This is a genomic window from Streptomyces sp. CC208A (genome assembly GCF_030010625.1).
Classification (GTDB): Bacteria; Actinomycetota; Actinomycetes; order Streptomycetales; family Streptomycetaceae; genus Streptomyces.
This window is the reverse complement of record NZ_JASCXN010000001.1, coordinates 71282-89803: the sequence shown is the minus strand read 5'-3', so window position 1 is coordinate 89803 and position 18522 is coordinate 71282. Positions and strand designations below refer to the sequence as shown.

Genomic DNA, 18522 nt, shown 5'->3' with positions numbered 1-18522 from the left:
TTGATGATCCCTGCGGTATGCCGGTGGTGTGAGGTATCCGGAGGGTGGGGGCCTGACTGCTGAGCGTCGGGCATTTCGTGAGGGGATCCGGCTCCAGGCCGGCGTGCGGTTCGCGGCGGGCGACAAGACCGCAGTGATCGCGAAAGAACTGCGGGTGAGCGTGCGGTCGGTGGAACGGTGGCGCCGTGCCTGGCGCGAGGGCGGCCTGGAGGCTTTGCGCTCGGTCGGTCCTGCGAACTCCCCGGTCGTCACTGATGCCCAGTTCGCCGTGCTCGAGGAGGAACTCGGCAAAGGGCCGTCGGCGCACGGCTTCGACGACGAGCGCTGGACCCTGGCCCGGGTCCAGACCGTGATTCGCCGGCGGCTGCGGGTGAATGTGTCGGTGGCGACGGTGTGGCGGTTGCTGAAACGGCACGGCTGGTCCTGGCAGGCGCCCGCCCGGCGGGCGCTGGAGCGGGACGAGCACGCGGTGGAGCTGTGGAAGAAGGAGGTGTGGCCCCGGGTAAAAGGACCGCGGCGGCAGCCGGGGCCTGGATCGTCTTCGAGGACGAGGCCGGATTCTCGATGACGCCGCCCCGGGCCCGTACCTGGGGCCGGCGCGGGCACACCCCTGTGATCCGGGTGAGGGGTAGGTCCCGCCGCCGGACCTCCATCGCTGCACTGTGCTGCTACAAGCCCGGCGAGAAGAGTCGCCTGGTCTACCGGCCCCGTACACATCTCCTCTTCAAGGGCGCGCGCAAGAGCTTCTCCTGGCAGGACTACCGCGACCTGCTGGTCCGCGCGCACATCCAGCTCGGCGGGCCAATCGTGGTGGTCTGGGACAATCTCAATACCCACCTGGCCGCCGGGCTGAAGCGGTACGAGGCCGAGCACGACTGGCTCACCACCGTCCGGCTCCCGTCGTATTATGCACCCGACCTGAACCCCGTCGAGGCCGCCTGGTCACTCGTCCGCAGGGCGATGGCCAACACCGCCTTCGAAACTCCCGAGCACCTCGACCGCACACTCCGCAGAGAGTTGCGCAGGATCCAGCTCCGGCCCCACTTGATCGATGGCTGCCTCACCGCCACCGGCCTGAGCCTCACACCACCGACCCCACCCTGAAAACCTCAGTAGAAGGCAGCGAGGACGCTCACTCGAACGGCGCTTCCCTCGAAGGGGTGAAACCCCACAACGGCCGGATCCGGCAAACGTGTTCGTCGCGTTTATTTCGGTACGGGCACTCGCCCGTGCAAATCCGGAAGGCAGGAAGCCATGAGGCAGATGCGCCGAAGTGGTCTGGCCACACTGATGGTCACGGGTGGTGCGCTCGCGCTGTCGGCGGGCGCCGCCCACGCGGACTCCGGTGCCGAGGGCGCCGCGGTCGGCTCGCCGGGAGTCATCTCCGGCAACACGCTCCAGCTACCGGTCCACGTACCGGTCAACCTCTGCGGGAACACGGTCAACGTGGTCGGGCTGCTGAACCCGGCCGCGGGCAACACCTGCGCCAACACCTCTGCCCCGACGGGGGAGCCCGGCGACACCGGTCCCGGCCACACCCACAAGGACGAGGCCGTGACCCCGCGCGGTGGCGAGCAGACCGACACCGCCGACGGCTCCTCCGACGGCGGGGCGGTCAACGGCGGCGGCTCCACCGCCGAGAGCCACACCGAGGGCTCCCCGGGCGTGCTGTCCGGCAACGGCATCCAGCTCCCGATCGACCTGCCGGTGAACGTGGTCGGCAACTCGGTGAACGTGGTCGGCATCGGCAACCCGGCCGTCGGCAACACCGGTGTCAACGCCCCGAGCACCCCCGAGGAGCCGCAGGCCGAGGTTCCCACCCCGCGCCCGCAGACCCCGGTGCGCCACCTGCCGCCGAAGCCGGTCGCCGAACAGGAGAAGCCCTCGGTCCCCGCGCCGATGGCGCCCGCGCCGGCGCCCGCGCCGCAGGGCGGGAGCCACCCCGTGTCGCTCGCCGCCACCGGCGGCGGCGAGAGCATCGGCTACGCTGCCGCGGGCAGCGCCGCGCTCCTCCTCGGTGGCGCACTGGTGTACCGCCGCGCCCGTCGCGCGGCCGACCAGGTCTGATCCGGACCTCCACGCCGGGGCCGCCCCGCTGAGGCCCGAGCCGTCAGCGGTCCGCCCGGCCCGGCGTCCCCTCCGCGCCCGTCGTGCCCGTCACGCCGGGCGCGTCCGGGTGTCCGGGAGCTTCCCGGGGTCGCGGTGGGGCGGGCCGTTCCCGCCAGGCCCGGAGCACCGTCTCGATGGTGGGGGAGACCCGGGTGCGGGCCTGGTGCCGGGGGACGCCGCGCATCAGCAACGAGTCGTAGGGCGTGTCCACGTGCCGTATCGAGGCACGGACCGCGGCCGTCACGGCGCCCTCGTCGAGGGCGCGCCCGGCGGCCGTCCGCCCCACCCGCCCGCTGCCCTTCGCCGAGGCGTGGGTGGCGATCTCGTCCGCCCGCTCCGGCGGCATCGCGGGGAACAGCCGCAGGATCTCCACCCGCAGGGCCTCGGTGATCTCCGCGTCCCGCACCGCGCGCCGCTCCGCGTCCCGGGCTCGCCGCCGGGCCCGGGCCTCCGCGTCGGCGAGGCAGGACTCCTCCGCCGCGGCGAGGGCCGCCTCCTCGACGAGCAGCCCCTGCCGCTCGTACCGGGTACGGCGCCGGTTGTGCCGTACCACCACCGCCCACAGGGTGCTCCGCTCCCGGGCACGCCGGGTGAGCGCGGTGTCGCCGCGGCGCAGGAAGACCAGATGGCCGAGGTCGGCGCAGTCCAGGCAGACCGGACGGCCGTACTCGACGATCATCCGCTCCAGAGGGCCCTGCCGGCACTCGGCGCAGCGGCGGCGGCGCAGCGGCTCGACGACGACGGGGGCGACGAGGTCCACGGCGGCCTCCCTCAGCGGGGCCCGGGCGCGGCCGTGCGCAAGGTCGCCCGTCCCCGGAAGCAGGGGGCGGCGATCACGCCGAGGAGTGTGCCCGCCACCGCTGTCGGCGTCACGTCCATGCCCGGCCGTCCCTCCCGTACCGCCGTACCGACCGCCCGAAGATTCTTCGGACCGTCAGATCATGGCAGTTCCGGGGCGGTTCCGTCACTGCCCGACCGGTCGGTGAGCGCCGCCGCCAGACGGTCCCGGGCCGCCGTCTGCGCGGCGATCCGCGCGTCGAGGACCGCGAGCCGCTCACGGGCGATCTCCAGGCCGCGCGCGGAGGGACGCACCGACGGCAGGTCCCCGTCGAGGCAGGACCGGAAGGCCGACACGTCCTCCAGGGTGAGGCCGGCGTCGAGGAGGTAGCGGATGTTGGCGACGCGGACGGCCGCACCCTCCTCGTACACCCGGTAGCCGTTGGCCGCGCGGACCGAGGAGATGAGCCCCACCTGCTCGTAGTGGCGCAGGGCCCGTGCCGACGTGCCCGTCCTGCGGGCCAGTTCACCGATGCGCATCCGTCCAGTCGTATCACGCCACCAGCGCGCCCCCGTCGACGGGAAGCACGGTCCCGGTGAGGAAGGCGGCGTCGGGCGCGGCCAGTGCGGTGATCGCCCAGGCGACCTCCTCGGGCCGGCCGATCCGGCCGAGCGGGGTGTGCGCGAGCTGCCAGGCCCGTACCGCCTGCCGCTGCTGCGGCGTCAGGCCCGTGTGGTCGGCGATCGGCGTCTCGATCGCGCCGGGGGCGACCGCCACCACCCGGACGTCGGGGGCGAGTTCGACCGCCCAGCAGCGGGTGAGGGTCTCCAGGGCGCTCTTGGTCGCCGGATAGACGGAGCTGTTCGGCCAGCCGCGCTGCCCGATCGTCGTCGTCACGTTCACCACCGTGCCTCCCGAGGAGCGCAGCGCGGGCACGACGGCCTGGGTGAGCAGCACCGGCGCGATCAGGTTGGTCTCCAGAAGGGGCGTGATCCGGGCCCGGTCGAGAGTGCCGAGCGGCCCGCCGCCGGCGATCCCGGCGTTGTTGACCAGGACGTCGAGGCGACCGTGGGCGGCGAGCACGGCCCGGACCAGTTCCTCGGGCGCGCCCTCGGCGGTGATGTCGGCGGGGTGGGGGTGGATCGAGTCGGGGGCCTCGGCGGCCGTCTCCCGCAGTGGCCCCGGCCGGCGGCCCACGGCGACGACGGTCGCGCCCTGCCGGGCGAAGGCCCGCGCGGTGGCCCGACCGATGCCGGTCCCGGCGCCGGTGACGAGAACGACCCTGGGGGAGTCGAGGGCGGTGGTGGGCGGAGTGGTGGCGGTGGTGTCCATGAATCCGATGGTGGAACCGTGACGCCAGTGACAAGGTCAAGTCCATGGCACACGACGACCGGTACCTCGCTCCCCACGCGCTGTGGGCCGCCCTGCCGTGGGAGGTACGGGAGCGGATGGACGCCCATGTGGTGCGGCGGAGGCGGCTCATGGCGGCCCGGGAGGTCCTGGACGCCGGGCTCCTGCCACGCCCGGGGCTGTACGCGTGCCTCGACCTCGTCCACGTACGGGAGGAGATCCTGGCCGACCGGCTCGTACCGCTGCCGGACCGTGACGCGGACACGCTCACGGAGCGGGCGGCGGCGCTCGGGCGGCCGGTCGTCGCCCTGGAACTGGAGTGGGACGGGGACAGCTGGGGCTGGATCCTGGGCCTGGACGCCGTGGGCGGGGCGGGGGAGCGGGCCCCGCTCGCCCGGTGGCAGGAGACCGCCTGGGACGGGCCGCTCGCGGTCGCGGCGGAGGTCGCCGGGCGGCTCGGGGCGGAGCTGCGCGGCCCCGGGGAGGACGGACCGGACCGGCCGTGAGCGGCGGGCGCAGGGCAGAATGGGCGGGATGCGATACGAGGCGATCACCTGGGGCCGGATGGCCGGGCGGCTGGCGAAGCACCTGGACCGGCTCGTGCCCGGCGACGGCGGCGACCGGCTGAAGGTCGCCGTCGACGGGGCGCCCGCCGCCCGCGGCGAGGAGTTGGTCGCGCTGCTCGCGGAACAGCTCAGGGACCGCGGACGTCCCGTGCACGTCGTCGCCGCCCAAGGATTCCTGCGGCCCGCGTCGCTGCGGTACGAGCACGGCAGGCAGGATCCCGACGCGTACTACGGCGACTGGACCGACATCGGCGCCCTGTGGCGCGAGGTGTTCACCCCGCTGGAGCCCGGCGGCACCGGCCGGGTCCTGCCCGATCTGTGGGACCCGGTCAAGGACCGGGCGACCCGCAGCCCGTACGTCACCCTGCCGCCCGGCGGGGTCCTCCTGCTCCACGGTCCGTTCCTCCTCGGGCACTGGTTCCCCTTCGATCTGAGCGTCCATCTGCGCCTCTCGCCCGCGGCCCTCGCCCGGCGCACCGAGGAGTCCTGGACGCTGCCCGCCTTCGCCCGGTACGAGACGGAGGTCGACCCGGCCGGGACCGCCGACGTCGTCGTACGGGCCGATGATCCGCGCCACCCCGCCTGGACCGGGCTCGGCGCGCTCGGCTCAGACTGACGGCGGCCGGCCGCCCACCACCGTCACCGCCTCGGCGCCCGCGGCACACCCCGCCCGGGCTGCCTCGGCGAGGTCCGCGCCCGCGAGCCGCGCCGCGAGGAACGCCCCGGTGAACGCGTCCCCCGCGCCCGTCGAGTCCACCCGCCGCTCCGGTGCCACGGGCGGGGCGGCCACCCGCGCCGTGACCGTCCCGCCCTCGGCGACCAGCGCGCCGGCGGCACCCAGCGTCACCACGGCCGACGGCCCGCGCCGGCTCAGCACCCGGGCCGCCGCCTCCGGGTCCGGCTCGCCGGTGAGCAGCCGGGCCTCGTCGGCGTTGGGCAGCAGGAGGGACGCGCCCTCGACGGCCCCGAGGAACCGCTCAGGGCCCAGCTCCGCCAGGAAACCGGCCGAGGCCGGGTCCACGCTCACCGGTATCCCGGCCGCCCGGGCGTCCCGCAGGGCGAGGAGCGCCGCCGCCTGGCTCGGCGGGGCGAAGAACAGATAGCCGGAGAGGTGGAGCGCGGCCACGCCGTCCAGCAGTCCGGCCGACCAGTCGGCGGGACTCAGGCGCAGCACCGCCCCACTGTCCGTCAGGAAGGTGCGCTCCGCCGCCGCGTCCACCAGGGCGATCACGGTGGCCGTCGGGACCTCCGGGTCCGGCACCAGCAGCGGGCGGACGCCCGCCGCGAGCAGCGCCCGCTCGTGCCAGCCGACCGACTCCGTGCCGACCCGGCCGAGCAGCCGCACGTCCCGGTGGCCCCGACGGGCCGCCCAGCAGGCCGCGTTGGCCCCCGCGCCGCCCGGCAGGGTGCGGATCGAGGCCGTCGTGTCCGTCGCGGGGGCGAGCGGCGTCCGGTGCCGGGCCACCACGTCGGTGACGACGTCCCCGACGACCAGCAGCGCGCCGCCCGGTGCCGGTGCCGCGGCCTCCGTCACCGCTCGCCCGCGGCGTACGCGCCCGCGATCTCCGCCGCGAGCCGCACATTGCCCCGTACCGCCGCCAGGTTGGCCTCCAGGGACGCGCCGTCCGTGTGCGTGGTCAGGTACTCCAGGAGGAAGGGCGTCACCGCCTGCCCGGTGATCCCCTTCTCCTTCAGCTCGGCGAGCCCTTGGGCCAGGACCCGGTCGTGCAGCGCGGGGTCCAACTGCTCCGCCTCCGGCACCGGATTGGCCACGACCAGTGCGGACCACGGCCGGCCGAGCGCCTCCCGGGCCCGTATGACCGCGGCGACCTCGGCGGGACTGCGCAGCGTCCAGTCGACGGGCTCCCCGGAGGAGGAGAGGTAGAAGCCGGGGAAGGTCTCCGTGCCGTACCCGGCGACCGTGACGCCCAGGGTCTCCAGGCGCTGGAGCGTCGCGGGGACGTCGAGGATCGACTTCACGCCCGCGCACACCACCGTGACGCCCACCTCGGCGAGCAGCCGCAGGTCGGCGGACTCGTCCTGGGTCTCGCGCCACTCGCGGTGCACCCCGCCGAGGCCGCCGGTCGCGAAGACGCGTATGCCCGCCGCGTCGGCGAGCCTGGCCGTCGCCGACACCGTGGTCGCCCCGGTGGCGCCGGTGGCGAGCGCCGGGGCCAGGTCCCGGTGGCCGAGCTTCCGCACCGACGGGTCCTCCGCGATCCGGGTCAGCCCCGCCCGGTCGAGGCCGATCCGCGCCACGCCGTCGAGCACGGCGATGGTGGCGGGCACGGCGCCGCGGGCCCGTACCGACTCCTCCAGCTCCACGGCCACGGCCAGGTTCCGCGGGCGCGGCAGGCCGTGGGCGATGATCGTCGATTCGAGGGCGACGACGGGCCGGCCCTCGCGGAGCGCCTCCCGTACCTCTTCGGACACCAGTGTGGTCGTGGTCATGGTCCATTTCTGGCGCGACCGCCCGCCCCGCAAACACCTCTGGCGATCTCCCGCCACCCCCCTTTCGCACGAGGGCGCGAGTGGGGTACGGATTCGGTTCTCCCGCGACCGGTGTGCCGGGGCGGACCGGCCCGCCGGCCGCCCGGGAGGCGGGCAAGACCCCGGTACGGAATCCGTCGCCCCGACGCGAGAGAGGAACGTGCCTGGTCGGAGCGGTGAACGGAAGCATCTGTTCCGCCGGTCCCGGCCTCACCTGCCGCCCCGGAGTCCGGCTACAGTCACCGCCCATGACGACACATGACCTCCCCTCCTTCGCCGTCCACATCCCCGACGCCGAGCTCGAGACCGAACCGCTCGACCCCGGTCAGATCGTGTCCGGCAGCCCCGAGGTGACCGGCAAGGTGCTGTGGGAGTCCGCCGACGGCAAGCAGCTGCGCGGCATCTGGCAGATCACCCCCGGCGTCGTCACCGACACCGAGGCGAACGAGCTCTTCGTCGTCGTCAGCGGGCGGGCCACCGTCGCCGTCGAGAGGGGCGCCACGATGGAGATCGGGCCCGGCGACGCCTGCGTCCTGCGCGAGGGCGACCGCACCACCTGGACCGTCCACGAGACGCTGCGCAAGGCGTACCACATCACCCTGCCCTGACCCCGGGCGCGCTCAGGCCCTGCGGAGCGAGCCCCGCAGGGCCAGCGCCGCCATCGGCAGCAGCAGACAGGCCGCGAGGGCGTTGAGCGGCCCGTAACCCGCCTGGGAGACGATCACACCGGCCACCAGGCCGCCGATGCCCGCCGCCGTGTTCATCACCGTGTCCGACAGGCCCTGGACGGCCGCCCGCGCCGCCTGCGGCACCGAGTCCGTCAGCAGCGCCGAGCCCGACACGAGCCCCGCCGACCACCCGAGCCCCAGGACGAAGAGACCGGCCGCGACCCGGGTGTGGCTCGCCCCGGCGGTACCCGCCAGGAGCGCCGCCGCCCCCAGCAGCCCGACCGCGAGGCCGATCACCGCCAGCCGGCCGAGCCGGTCCGACAGCCAGCCCATGACGGGCGAGAACGCGTACATGCCCGCGATGTGCACGCTGATCACGAGCCCGATCAGCTCGATGCCGGCCCCGTGGTGGGTGAGCGCCACCGGCGTCATCGACATGATCGACACCATCACGGTCTGCGAGGCGGCCACCGTGACCAGCGCGATCCTGGCCCGGGACGACTCGCGGACCGCCCGCAGCCCGGCCCGCAGGGACCGGCCCTCCGGCAGGTCCGCCGACCCGCCCTCGTCCGCGGCGGCCAGCGCCCGCGCCGTCAGCAGCGGGTCGGGCCGCAGCAGCACCGCCACCACCAGCGCCGAGACGACGAACACCCCGGCGGCCCACACGAACGGCCCCGCCGCCACGGGTATCCCCAGGCCCGCGACGCTCCGCCCGGCAGGTGCCGCGATGTTCGGGCCGAGGACGGCACCGATCGTCGTCGCCCACACCACCGTCGAGATGGCCCGCGCCCGGCGGTCCGGCTCCGCCAGGTCGGCGGCGGCGAACCGGGCCGCGAGATTGGCCGAGGACCCCGCCCCGAAGCCCACCAGACCCACGAGCAGCACCGGGAAGCTGCCGACGGCCGCGCCGAGCACCGCGACCCCGGCGCCGACCGCCCCCAGCAGATAGGCGAGCACCAGACCGGCCCGCCGCCCCCGCCGCGCCATCAGCGCCGCCAGCGGCATCGCGAGCAGCGCGGGCCCCGCGACCGTCGCCGTCGAGGCGAGCCCGGCCAGCGCGTCCGTGCCGCTCACCTCCGTGGCGAGGACGGCGGCGAGCGCGACGCCGGTGGCGATCCCGAGACCGCCGAGGATCTGGGTGGCGACGAGCACGGCCTGGACCCGGCGGCGCAGAGCCGGCAGGGACGCGGGAGCGACCGGGACGGTCGTCCCCCCGGAGAGGAGGGCGTCAGGAGCGTCGGGCGTTTTGGTCACTACCGGAGTGTGCCAGCCCTCACCCCCGGGGGAAACAGCCGGGGACAAGGCCCCGGGCGGGCACCGCCCACACGGCCGGGCCCCGCCGCTCGGCGCAGCGGTTCGAGCACCTCAGAACAGCGGTTCCGGCAGCACCCCTTCGAGGGCCAGCAGTCTCCGCTTGGTCTCCAGACCGCCGCCGAAGCCCCCGAGGCCGCCGTCGCTCTCCACCACGCGGTGACAGGGCACCACCACCGGCAGCGGATTGGCGCCCATCGCCGCGCCCACCGCCTGCGCCGCCCCCGGCTGCCCGACGCGTCGCGCCAGCTCCCCGTACCCGACCACCGTCCCGTACGGGACGGTGGCGTCCAGCTCACGGAGCACCTGGCGGTTGAAGCCGGTCGTCAGCGACCAGTCCAGCGGCAGGTCGAACGCGCGCAGCGCGCCCGCGAAGTACCGGTCCAGCTGCCGCACCGGCTCCGCGAGCAGCCCCGTGGAGCGCTCCACGACCACGGCGCCCAGCTGCTCGGCGAGCCGCTCCGGCATCCGCTCCCGGCGCCCCGCGCCCGCGTGGAACTCGACCCGCACCAGCCCCCGCGCGGTGGCCGCCAGGAAGAGCGGGCCGATACCGCTCTCCACGACCGCCCACTCGGCGGTCACGCCCCCCGGTCCGTCCTCGATGTCCATGCCCTCACCGTACGACCCGGCACCGACAGCCCCGGCCCGGCCGCGGACGGGGTGACACCCACCGGCCGGACCCGTCGTACGGCGACGATCCGGCGGCGCGACCCCGCCCGGAGGTCACGGACCGGTCTCGCTCCGGTCTCGCGACCGGGAAAAACCCCGGTCAGGTGCCCGCCGCACCCCTCACGGGCCATAATCTCGCCCCGGTAGCACTACCCAGCGGTACCGACTGTTTTCGGACGTCCATGCGCCAGGGGTGGGAGGGCACACGCTCATGCAGGGCACGGTCGACGGATTCAGCTACGGGATCGTCACACCGGTGGCGGCCTTCCTCATGGCCTGTCTCGGCGGCGCCCTGGGGCTGAGATGCACGACCCGCTCGCTACGCCACCGGGACTCCTTCAAGGCCGGCTGGCTCGCCCTCGGCTCCACCTCCATCGGCACCGGCATCTGGACCATGCACTTCATCGCCATGATGGGCTTCACGGTCGAGCAGGCGCCCATCGACTACGACCGGCCGATCACCTTCGCCAGCCTCGCCGTCGCCGTCGTCATGGTCGGCATCGGGATCTTCATCGTCGGCTACCGGGGCGCCACCGCGCTCACCCTCGTCACCGGCGGCACCATCACCGGCCTCGGCGTCGCCACCATGCACTACCTCGGCATGGCCGGAATGCGCCTGCCGGGCCGGATCGAGTACGACACCCTCACCGTGGCCCTCTCCGTGATCATCGCCGTCGTCGCCGCGACCACCGCCCTCTGGGCGGCCGTCTCCGTCCACGGCTTCCTCGCCAGCCTCGGCGCCAGCCTGGTCATGGGCGTCGCCGTCAGCGGCATGCACTACACCGCCATGGCGGCCGTCAGCGTCCACCTGCACGGCCTCCCGGCAGCCGGCACCGGAACCGCGGGTTCGCTGCTGCCCCTGCTGGTCGGCCCCGCCGTCTTCCTCCTCCTCGCCGCCGTCGTCGTCATGTTCGACCCGCTGCTCGTCATGGGCGAGCCCGACCGGCAGCCGCACCCCTACCGCCCCGGCATCCCCGCTCCGCGCCATCTCCCCGGCTACGGCGAGCCCGTGAACTGGACCGCCCGCCCCGCCGGACGCGGCTCCCGGCGCTCCACCCCGTACGGCGGACACCGCTCCCAGGACTGGTGACACCGCCCGCCGCACCCCGCCGTGCGGCGTTCACCGCCCGACTGTCAGTGGCGGGTCGTACGGTGGTCCCATGCGGCCCGTTTCAAAGATCGAACGTTCGGTGGCGCCCTTCGAGGTCGTCTCCCCCTACCAGCCGAGCGGCGACCAGCCGGCGGCCATCGCCGAGCTGGACCGGCGCATCCGCGCGGGCGAGAAGGACGTCGTCCTGCTCGGCGCCACCGGCACCGGCAAATCGGCCACCACGGCCTGGATGATCGAGAAGCTCCAGCGCCCCACCCTGGTGATGGCGCCGAACAAGACCCTGGCCGCCCAGCTGGCGAACGAGTTCCGCGAGCTCCTGCCCCACAACGCGGTCGAGTACTTCGTCTCGTACTACGACTACTACCAGCCCGAGGCGTACGTCCCGCAGTCGGACACCTACATCGAGAAGGACTCCTCGATCAACGAGGAGGTGGAGCGACTGCGCCACTCCGCCACCAACTCCCTGCTCACCCGCAGGGACGTGGTCGTGGTCGCCTCCGTCTCCTGCATCTACGGCCTCGGCACCCCGCAGGAGTACGTGGACCGCATGGTCCCCCTCAAGGTCGGCGACGAGATCGACCGGGACCAGCTGCTCCGCCGCTTCGTCGACATCCAGTACACGCGCAACGACCTCGCCTTCACCCGCGGCACCTTCCGGGTCCGCGGCGACACCATCGAGATCTTCCCCGTGTACGAGGAGCTCGCCGTCCGCATCGAGATGTTCGGCGACGAGATCGAGGCGCTCTCCACCCTCCACCCGCTCACCGGCGAGGTCATCAGCGACGACGAGCAGCTGTACGTCTTCCCCGCCAGCCACTACGTCGCCGGCCCCGAGCGCATGGAGCGGGCCGTCAACGACATCGAGCGCGAGCTCGACCAGCGCCTGAAGGAGCTGGAGAAGCAGGGGAAGGCGCTGGAGGCCCAGCGGCTCCGGATGCGTACCACCTACGACATCGAGATGATGCGCCAGATCGGCTCCTGCTCCGGCATCGAGAACTACTCGATGCACTTCGACGGCCGCGAGCCCGGCTCCCCGCCGAACACCCTCCTCGACTACTTCCCCGAGGACTTCCTCCTCGTCATCGACGAGTCGCACGTCACCGTGCCGCAGATCGGTGCCATGTACGAGGGCGACGCCTCCCGCAAGCGGACCCTCGTCGACCACGGCTTCCGGCTCCCCTCCGCCCTCGACAACCGTCCCCTGAAGTGGGAGGAGTTCCAGGAGCGGATCGGTCAGACCGTCTACCTCTCCGCCACCCCCGGCACCTACGAGCTGTCCCGCTCCGACGGCTTCGTCGAGCAGATCATCCGCCCCACCGGCCTGGTGGACCCCGAGGTCGTCGTCAAGCCCACCGAGGGCCAGATCGACGACCTCGTGCACGAGATCCGGGTCCGCACCGAGCGTGACGAGCGCGTCCTCGTCACCACCCTCACCAAGAAGATGGCCGAGGACCTCACCGACTACTTCCTGGAGCTCGGCATCCAGGTGCGCTACCTCCACAGCGACGTGGACACCCTGCGCCGCATCGAGCTGCTGCGCGAGCTGCGCGCCGGCGAGTACGACGTCCTGGTCGGCATCAACCTGCTCCGCGAGGGCCTCGACCTGCCCGAGGTCTCCCTCGTCGCCATCCTCGACGCCGACAAGCAGGGCTTCCTGCGCTCCGGCACCTCCCTCATCCAGACCATCGGCCGCGCCGCGCGGAACGTCTCCGGCCAGGTCCACATGTACGCCGACACCATCACCCCGGCGATGGCCCAGGCCATCGACGAGACCAACCGGCGCCGGGAGAAGCAGGTCGCCTACAACAAGGAGCATGGGATCGACCCCCAGCCGCTCCGCAAGAAGATCAACGACATCGTCGCCACCATCGCGCGCGAGGAGGTCGACACCGAGCAGCTGCTCGGCACCGGCTACCGGCAGGCGAAGGACGGCAAGGGCGCCAAGTCCCCGGTGCCCTCGCTCGCCGCGCACGCCCCGAAGGCCGGCAAGGCGGGCGCCAAGGGCGGCGCGCCGCTGGAGCTCGGCGACCGGCCGGCCGCCGAACTGGCCGGGGTCATCGAGGAGATGACGGAGCGGATGCGCGCCGCGGCGGCCGAGCTGCAGTTCGAGGTGGCGGCCCGGCTCCGCGACGAGGTCGCCGAACTCAAGAAGGAGCTGCGCCAGATGAAGGAGGCGGGACTGGCGTGAACGGAGGGGGCCCGGGGTGCCGGAGGGGGCGCGGTGTGTTGCAAGACCGACACAAAACCGGGCCGCACCCGGCACGTTGTCGGTGGCTCTGCGTAGGGTGCTGGCACAACGACGAGAGGGGCAGCGCGTGACGGTCAACATGACCAAGGGGCAGGCCATCAGCCTGGAGAAGCAGGGCGGGGGCAGCCTCACCCAGGTGAGGATGGGGCTCGGCTGGCAGGCGGCGCCGCGCCGCGGGCTCTTCGGCTCGCGCACCCGTGAGATCGACCTGGACGCCTCCGCGGTGCTCTTCGCCGAGAAGCAGCCGGTGGACGTGGTCTTCTTCCGCCACCTGGTCAGCGACGACGGCTCCGTCCGCCACACCGGCGACAACCTCGTGGGCGGCGTGGGCCAGGGCGGCGACGACGAGGCCATCCTCGTCGACCTCCAGCGGGTGCCCGTCCACATCGACCAGATCGTCTTCACGGTGAACTCCTTCACCGGGCAGACCTTCCAGGAGGTGCAGAACGCCTTCTGCCGACTCGTCGACGAGACGAACGGCCAGGAGCTGGCGCGCTACACCCTCGACGGCGGCGGCCAGTACACCGCGCAGATCATGGCGAAGGTGCACCGGGCCGGCTCCGGCTGGCAGATGACCGCCCTGGGCACCCCGGCCAACGGCCGCACCTTCCAGGACCTGATGCCGGCGATCCTGCCGCACCTGTAGGCGGACCCGCGCCGCAGCACCGCAGCTCCCGACGGGCACCGGCCCGCCGGGAGCTGTCCCGCATGACCGCATCACCGCCTGACCGAGCCGAAACGCCGAGGGGAACAGAGTCCAGATGACGGCCGAGCTGGTCCGGGGGCAGAACCACCCCCTGCCCGACACCCGACTCGAACTCAGGGTCTCCGCCGGGCACCCGGTCGTCGCCGGAGCCACCCTCGGCGACGAGCAGGGCCGCGTCGCCGACGCCGAGTGGATCGCCCACCCCGGCGCCCCCGCGCGGCCCGGGGTCGAGGTGCCGGGCGAGGCCGCCGCCGAGCACCGCATCGCCGTGGACCTCGCGGCCCTCCCGGACACCGTCCACCGGCTCTCCCTTCTCCTCGCCCTGCCGCCGGGCCCGGCCGGACCGGTCCGCTTCGGCACCGCCGCCGCCCCCTTCGTCTCCGTCGCCGACCCGGCGGGCGCCGCCGTCGTCACGTACACCATCACCGGCCTCGACCGGGAGTCCGCCCTCGTCGCCCTGGAGCTCTACCGCCGCCAGGGCACCTGGAAGGTCCGTGCCGTCGGGCAGGGGTACGAGGGCGGGCTCGCCGACCTCCTCGCCGACCAGGGCGCACCGGCCGCCGCCGAGCTCGCCGCCGCCGTCCTCGACGCGGCCGCCCCCGCCGGCCTCCCGGCGCCGCCGCCCCTGGTCCCCGAGACCGCCCCGGCCGACCCCGCGCCCTCTTCCTCGTCCGCCACCACCATCAGCTACGCCCACCCCGGCCGCCGCACGGGCCCGCCGCCCGCCGCGTCCGCGCCCACTCCGGCCGCCGGCACCGGAGCCGCACCGCCTCCGCCGTCGGCGACGGACCCCGAGGCGCGTCCGGCGCCCGTCGCCGGGGACGCCACCGGCTGGACCATGGACGAGCGGCTCTACAACCAGGTGTGGGGCATGTTCGAGGACCTGGCCCGGAGCGCCGCCGCCTACCGCAGCGCCCGCGACTTCGCCGACCACCGCCTCGACCGCGCGATCGACCAGGTGCTCGCCGACCCGGCCACCCGCTCCGGCACCTCCGGCGACGCAGCCCGGGCCGCCGCCCACGCCCACCACGAGGAGCTGATGTCCCGCGCCCAGGAGGTCTTCGACCGGGACCTCGCGCAGCTCACCGCCGAGTCCGAGGTCGTCGAACCCGCCCTGCCCCCCGCCTACGCCCGCTGGGACAACCCCGTCTGGCACGCCCACCGGGCCCCGGAGGAGCCCCCGATGGCGGTCCGCCTCGGCGACCTCCACCTCCCCGAGCGGCCCGGCCTCAGGATCCCCTTCCTCGTCCGGCTCCCGCTGGAGCGGGGCCTGTGGGTGGACTCGGGGCGCGGCCGGGCCTCGGCGGCCGGACTGCTCGACGAGGCCGAGCTGCGCCGACTCGCCCTGGACAGCGCCGTCGCGCACACCGCCCGGCTGCTCGCCACCCACCCCGCCGGGACCCTCGCCGTCCACGTCCTCGACCCGGCCGACAGCGGGGCCGCCGCCTTCGCGCCGCTCGTCGAGACCGGTGTCCTGGCCACCCCGCCGGCCCGGGGCGCGGCCGGTGTCACCGCCGCCCTCACCCAGCTCACCGAGCGGGTGGACCTGCTCCAGATGGCGCTGCGCGGTGACGCCTCCGAGGACCTGCCGCCCGGTTTCGACCCGGCCCGGCAGCTGCTCGTCGTCCACGACTTCCCGCACGGCTTCGACGACCGGGCCGTCAACCGGCTCCGCTACCTCGCCGACGAGGGCCCCTCCGTCGGCGTTCACCTCCTGATGGTCGCGGACCGGGCGGACGCCGCCGCGTACGGGCCGGTGCTGGACCCGCTGTGGCGCTCGCTGCTCCGGCTCACGCCCGTCCCCGACGACCACCTCGCCGACCCCTGGGTCGGCCACGCATGGACCTACGAGCCGCCGACGGTGCCGCCGGGCAGCGCGGTGCTGTGGCAGGTCCTCGGACAGGTCGCGGAGGCCCGTCGGCGAAACCTCGGCTGACCTGGTCTTTTGATCTTTCTTTGCCTTTTTCTTTACCTGCCCTTGGTTCTTCGGGTAGGGTTTCCGGCACGGAGGGGAGTACTCCCGTGCGCGGCGTACCCGTCAATACGGACGGATCAAGGACATCCGGTCCCGGGGCGTCGGCCCGTCGGCCGTGTGCGCGGCCCGGGTGGAAGAGACCTCCGGCAGTGACGAGGCTGATCAGCAGCCGTACGACGCCGGAGGCGCAGTGGACGTATCGATGACCCTGTGGGTGCTGACCGTTCTCGGTCTGTGCGCCCTGATCGGGGCCGACTTCCTCATCGGGCGCAAGCCCCACGACGTGTCGGTCAAGGAGGCCGGGATCTGGACCGTCGTCTGGATCGTCCTCGCCGTGCTCTTCGGCGTCGGCCTGATGGTCTTCGGTGAGGGCCGGGCGGCGGGCGAGTTCTTCGCCGGCTACCTCACCGAGAAGTCGCTCAGTGTCGACAACCTCTTCGTCTTCGTCCTGATCATGGCGAAGTTCGCGGTCCCCTCCCACCTGCAGCAGCGCGTGCTGCTCATCGGCGTCCTCATCGCCCTGGTGCTCCGCGCGGTCTTCATCGCCGCCGGCGCCGCGATCATCGCCAGCTTCTCCTGGGTCTTCTACCTCTTCGGCGCGTTCCTGATCTACACGGCCTGGAAGCTCATCCAGGAGGCGCGCTCCGGCGAGGAGGAGGACGAGTTCGAGGAGAACCGCCTCCTCAGGTCCGTCGAGAAGAAGTTCGGCGTCGCCGACCGCTACCACGGCACCAAGCTCTTCATCCGGGCCGGCGGGAAGCGCGTCATGACGCCGCTGATGGTCGTCATGCTCGCCATCGGCACCACCGACATCCTCTTCGCCCTCGACTCCATCCCGGCGATCTTCGGCCTCACCCAGGACCCGTACATCGTCTTCACCGCCAACGCCTTCGCCCTCATGGGCCTGCGCCAGCTGTACTTCCTCATCGGCGGCCTGCTCAAGAAGCTGGTCCACCTCAGCTACGGCCTGTCGGTGATCCTCGGCTTCATCGGCGTCAAGCTGGTGCTGCACGCCCTCCACGAGTCCGGGGTCCACGTCCCCGAGATCTCCATCCTGTTCTCCCTCTCGGTCATCTGCGGTGTCCTGGTCGTCACCACCGTCACCAGCCTGATCGCCTCCAGGAAGCAGGCCGCCGGGGAACAGCCGGAGAAGGCCGCCGAGAAGGCCGGCGTCGAGGGCTGAACCCCCGAGTGGCGGCGGGCGCGCCGGTCAGGCGGGCGCGCCCTCGACCGCCTTCTCGGGGCGGTGGTCCGGAAGGGTCTCCGGGAGGAGGGCGAAGCAGCCCAGGCTCACCAGGGCCACCACGGTCAGATAGGCGGCGACGCCCCAGGGCGGGCCCGAGCCGCCGTCCGAGAGCGCCGTGGCCACGATGGGCGTCAGCGCCCCGCCGAGCACCCCCGCCAGGTTGTAGCCGACCGCCGCGCCGGTGCAGCGGACCCGGGGCTCGTACAGCTCCGGCAGGTACGCGGCGACCACCGCGAACATGGTGATGAAGGCGAGCATCGCCCCCAGGAAGCCCAGGAACATCAGCAGCGGCTGCCCGGTGTGCAGCAGCGCCACCATCGGGAACATCCACAGCGCGGCCCCCGCGCAGCCGGCCAGGCAGAGCGGCCGCCGTCCCCAGCGGTCGCCCAAGAGGGCCACGAAGGGCGTCGCGGCGCCCTTCACCGCCACCGCCGCCATCACGCAGACCAGCATCACCGTGCTGCTCAGCCCGAGCCGTTCGGTGCCGTAGGCCAGTGCCCAGGTGGAGACCGTGTAGAAGATCGCGTACCCCACCGCGAGCGCCCCGGCGGTCAGGAGCACGAGCCGCCAGTGGTCGCGCGCGACCTCGGCGAGCGGGGCGCTCGCCCGCCGCCCGGTGGCGGACAGCTCCTCGAACTGCGGGGTCTCCGCGAGCGAGGAGCGCAGCAGCAGTCCGACGGCGGCGAGCAGACCCGCTGCCCAGAACGGCACCCGCCAGCCCCAGGACCGGAAGGCGGCGTCGCTCAGGCCTGCGGTGAGCGCCAGCATCACCCCGTTCGCGAGGAGGAAGCCGACCGCCGGGCCGATCTGCGGGAAGCTCGCCCACAGCGCCCGGCGGTGCGGCGGGGCGTGCTCGGCGGTCAGCAGGACGGCCCCGCCCCACTCGCCGCCGAGGCCGAGCCCCTGGAGGAAGCGCAGCAGGAGCAGCAGCAGGGGAGCGGCGACGCCGATCGCGTCGTACGTGGGGACGCAGCCGACGGCGACGGTGGCGCAGCCGGTCAGCAGCAGGGAGGCGAAGAGCACCGGCCGGCGCCCGTGCCGGTCCCCGATGTGCCCGAAGAGGACCGAGCCCATGGGGCGGGAGAGGAAGCCGATCGCGAAGGTGCCGAAGGCGGCGAGGGTTCCGGCGAGCGGGGAGAAGGTCGGGAAGAAGAGCGGCCCGAGGACGAGGGCGGCGGCCGTCCCGTAGACGAAGAAGTCGAAGAACTCGATGGCGGTGCCGACGAGCGAGGCGGCGGCGAGCCGGGGCATGGAGGGCCCGGGACCGGCCGCCGTCGGCGACGGAGTGTGACTGG

General features: G+C 73.8%; 19 protein-coding genes. 11 read left to right on the top strand and 8 right to left on the bottom strand.

The window, feature by feature from the left end; genetic code table 11:
* Positions 1-28: 28 nt before the first annotated feature.
* From QK442_RS00410 to QK442_RS00400, 3 genes are all read left to right on the top strand, one after another.
* Positions 29-568 (top strand): winged helix-turn-helix domain-containing protein, encoded by a 540-nt coding sequence (locus QK442_RS00410; protein WP_282691702.1) that lies wholly within the window; start codon positions 29-31, stop codon positions 566-568.
* Positions 565-1104 (top strand): transposase, encoded by a 540-nt coding sequence (locus QK442_RS00405; RefSeq protein ID WP_282692034.1) that lies wholly within the window; start codon positions 565-567, stop codon positions 1102-1104. The genes QK442_RS00410 and QK442_RS00405 overlap by 4 nt, the downstream gene beginning before the upstream one ends.
* Positions 1105-1254: 150 nt before the next feature.
* Positions 1255-2067, top strand: a complete 813-nt coding sequence (locus QK442_RS00400) for a chaplin (RefSeq protein ID WP_282691701.1) — start codon at positions 1255-1257, stop codon at positions 2065-2067.
* A gap of 43 nt (positions 2068-2110) precedes the next feature.
* On the opposite strand, the gene QK442_RS00395 is transcribed toward QK442_RS00400, so the two are convergent.
* The 3 genes from QK442_RS00395 to QK442_RS00385 all read right to left on the bottom strand — a co-directional run bounded on the left by QK442_RS00395 (position 2111) and on the right by QK442_RS00385 (position 4219).
* Entirely contained in the window at positions 2111-2869 is a 759-nt protein-coding gene (locus QK442_RS00395) for a DUF2293 domain-containing protein (protein ID WP_282691700.1), read from the bottom strand.
* A 179-nt stretch (positions 2870-3048) separates the two neighbouring features.
* On the bottom strand, positions 3049-3426 hold the full coding sequence (locus QK442_RS00390; RefSeq protein ID WP_282691699.1) for a MerR family transcriptional regulator: 378 nt from the start codon (positions 3424-3426) through the stop codon (positions 3049-3051).
* Between the two features lie 13 nt (positions 3427-3439).
* Positions 3440-4219: an SDR family oxidoreductase gene (locus QK442_RS00385; protein ID WP_282691698.1), complete on the bottom strand. Its 780-nt coding sequence runs from the start codon at positions 4217-4219 to the stop codon at positions 3440-3442.
* A 44-nt stretch (positions 4220-4263) separates the two neighbouring features.
* Between QK442_RS00385 and QK442_RS00380 the strand changes: the two genes are divergently transcribed.
* Complete coding sequence (locus tag QK442_RS00380) at positions 4264-4743, top strand: hypothetical protein (protein WP_282691697.1); 480 nt, start codon at positions 4264-4266, stop codon at positions 4741-4743.
* A gap of 28 nt (positions 4744-4771) precedes the next feature.
* On the top strand, positions 4772-5419 hold the full coding sequence (locus QK442_RS00375; RefSeq protein ID WP_282691696.1) for a uridine kinase: 648 nt from the start codon (positions 4772-4774) through the stop codon (positions 5417-5419).
* On the opposite strand, the gene QK442_RS00370 is transcribed toward QK442_RS00375, so the two are convergent.
* The gene (locus QK442_RS00370) at positions 5411-6337 is read right to left on the bottom strand and encodes a PfkB family carbohydrate kinase (RefSeq protein ID WP_282691695.1); all 927 of its coding nucleotides are present in this window, start codon (positions 6335-6337) and stop codon (positions 5411-5413) included. The genes QK442_RS00375 and QK442_RS00370 overlap by 9 nt on opposite strands.
* A complete protein-coding gene (locus tag QK442_RS00365) occupies positions 6334-7254 on the bottom strand; it encodes a pseudouridine-5'-phosphate glycosidase (RefSeq protein ID WP_282691694.1) in 921 nt (306 codons plus the stop codon). Before QK442_RS00365 ends, QK442_RS00370 begins: the two co-directional genes overlap by 4 nt.
* Before the next feature lie 287 nt (positions 7255-7541).
* Here QK442_RS00365 and QK442_RS00360 point away from each other — a divergent pair, with 287 nt between their 5' ends.
* Positions 7542-7901 (top strand): cupin domain-containing protein, encoded by a 360-nt coding sequence (locus QK442_RS00360; RefSeq protein WP_282691693.1) that lies wholly within the window; start codon positions 7542-7544, stop codon positions 7899-7901.
* Positions 7902-7913: 12 nt separating this feature from the next.
* On the opposite strand, the gene QK442_RS00355 is transcribed toward QK442_RS00360, so the two are convergent.
* Together QK442_RS00355 and QK442_RS00350 are read right to left on the bottom strand one after the other, a co-directional pair.
* Positions 7914-9215: an MFS transporter gene (locus QK442_RS00355; protein ID WP_282691692.1), complete on the bottom strand. Its 1302-nt coding sequence runs from the start codon at positions 9213-9215 to the stop codon at positions 7914-7916.
* A 111-nt stretch (positions 9216-9326) separates the two neighbouring features.
* The gene (locus tag QK442_RS00350; RefSeq protein ID WP_282691691.1) at positions 9327-9881 is read right to left on the bottom strand and encodes a methylated-DNA--[protein]-cysteine S-methyltransferase; all 555 of its coding nucleotides are present in this window, start codon (positions 9879-9881) and stop codon (positions 9327-9329) included.
* 271 nt (positions 9882-10152) lie between these two features.
* Between QK442_RS00350 and QK442_RS00345 the strand changes: the two genes are divergently transcribed.
* The 5 genes from QK442_RS00345 (at position 10153) to QK442_RS00325 (ending at position 17164) form a co-directional block, all read left to right on the top strand.
* Positions 10153-11031: an MHYT domain-containing protein gene (locus QK442_RS00345; protein WP_282691690.1), complete on the top strand. Its 879-nt coding sequence runs from the start codon at positions 10153-10155 to the stop codon at positions 11029-11031.
* Positions 11032-11101: 70 nt separating this feature from the next.
* Positions 11102-13240: an excinuclease ABC subunit UvrB gene (uvrB, locus tag QK442_RS00340; protein WP_282691689.1), complete on the top strand. Its 2139-nt coding sequence runs from the start codon at positions 11102-11104 to the stop codon at positions 13238-13240.
* Between the two features lie 127 nt (positions 13241-13367).
* The gene (locus QK442_RS00335; RefSeq protein WP_282691688.1) at positions 13368-13946 is read left to right on the top strand and encodes a TerD family protein; all 579 of its coding nucleotides are present in this window, start codon (positions 13368-13370) and stop codon (positions 13944-13946) included.
* Positions 13947-14061: 115 nt separating this feature from the next.
* Positions 14062-15942 carry a TerD family protein gene (locus QK442_RS00330; protein WP_282691687.1) on the top strand — a complete coding sequence of 627 codons (1881 nt, stop codon included), beginning with the start codon at positions 14062-14064 and terminating at the stop codon, positions 15940-15942.
* A gap of 229 nt (positions 15943-16171) precedes the next feature.
* Positions 16172-17164 carry a TerC family protein gene (locus QK442_RS00325; RefSeq protein WP_282691686.1) on the top strand — a complete coding sequence of 331 codons (993 nt, stop codon included), beginning with the start codon at positions 16172-16174 and terminating at the stop codon, positions 17162-17164.
* 27 nt (positions 17165-17191) lie between these two features.
* Here QK442_RS00325 and QK442_RS00320 read toward each other — a convergent pair whose 3' ends face one another.
* Positions 17192-18478: an MFS transporter gene (locus QK442_RS00320; protein WP_282692033.1), complete on the bottom strand. Its 1287-nt coding sequence runs from the start codon at positions 18476-18478 to the stop codon at positions 17192-17194.
* Positions 18479-18522: the final 44 nt, after the last annotated feature.

Excerpts from the sequence above, each read along its gene's own strand:
- QK442_RS00405 (WP_282692034.1), top strand. The coding sequence starts at position 565 with ATGACGCCGCCCCGGGCCCGTACCTGGGGCCGGCGCGGGCACACCCCT.
- QK442_RS00400 (WP_282691701.1), top strand. The coding sequence starts at position 1,255 with ATGAGGCAGATGCGCCGAAGTGGTCTGGCCACACTGATGGTCACGGGT.
- QK442_RS00390 (WP_282691699.1), bottom strand. The coding sequence starts at position 3,426 with ATGCGCATCGGTGAACTGGCCCGCAGGACGGGCACGTCGGCACGGGCC.
- QK442_RS00385 (WP_282691698.1), bottom strand. The coding sequence starts at position 4,219 with ATGGACACCACCGCCACCACTCCGCCCACCACCGCCCTCGACTCCCCC.
- QK442_RS00380 (WP_282691697.1), top strand. The coding sequence starts at position 4,264 with ATGGCACACGACGACCGGTACCTCGCTCCCCACGCGCTGTGGGCCGCC.
- QK442_RS00375 (WP_282691696.1), top strand. The coding sequence starts at position 4,772 with ATGCGATACGAGGCGATCACCTGGGGCCGGATGGCCGGGCGGCTGGCG.
- QK442_RS00365 (WP_282691694.1), bottom strand. The coding sequence starts at position 7,254 with ATGACCACGACCACACTGGTGTCCGAAGAGGTACGGGAGGCGCTCCGC.
- QK442_RS00360 (WP_282691693.1), top strand. The coding sequence starts at position 7,542 with ATGACGACACATGACCTCCCCTCCTTCGCCGTCCACATCCCCGACGCC.
- QK442_RS00350 (WP_282691691.1), bottom strand. The coding sequence starts at position 9,881 with ATGGACATCGAGGACGGACCGGGGGGCGTGACCGCCGAGTGGGCGGTC.
- QK442_RS00345 (WP_282691690.1), top strand. The coding sequence starts at position 10,153 with ATGCAGGGCACGGTCGACGGATTCAGCTACGGGATCGTCACACCGGTG.
- uvrB (WP_282691689.1), top strand. The coding sequence starts at position 11,102 with ATGCGGCCCGTTTCAAAGATCGAACGTTCGGTGGCGCCCTTCGAGGTC.
- QK442_RS00330 (WP_282691687.1), top strand. The coding sequence starts at position 14,062 with ATGACGGCCGAGCTGGTCCGGGGGCAGAACCACCCCCTGCCCGACACC.
- QK442_RS00320 (WP_282692033.1), bottom strand. The coding sequence starts at position 18,478 with ATGCCCCGGCTCGCCGCCGCCTCGCTCGTCGGCACCGCCATCGAGTTC.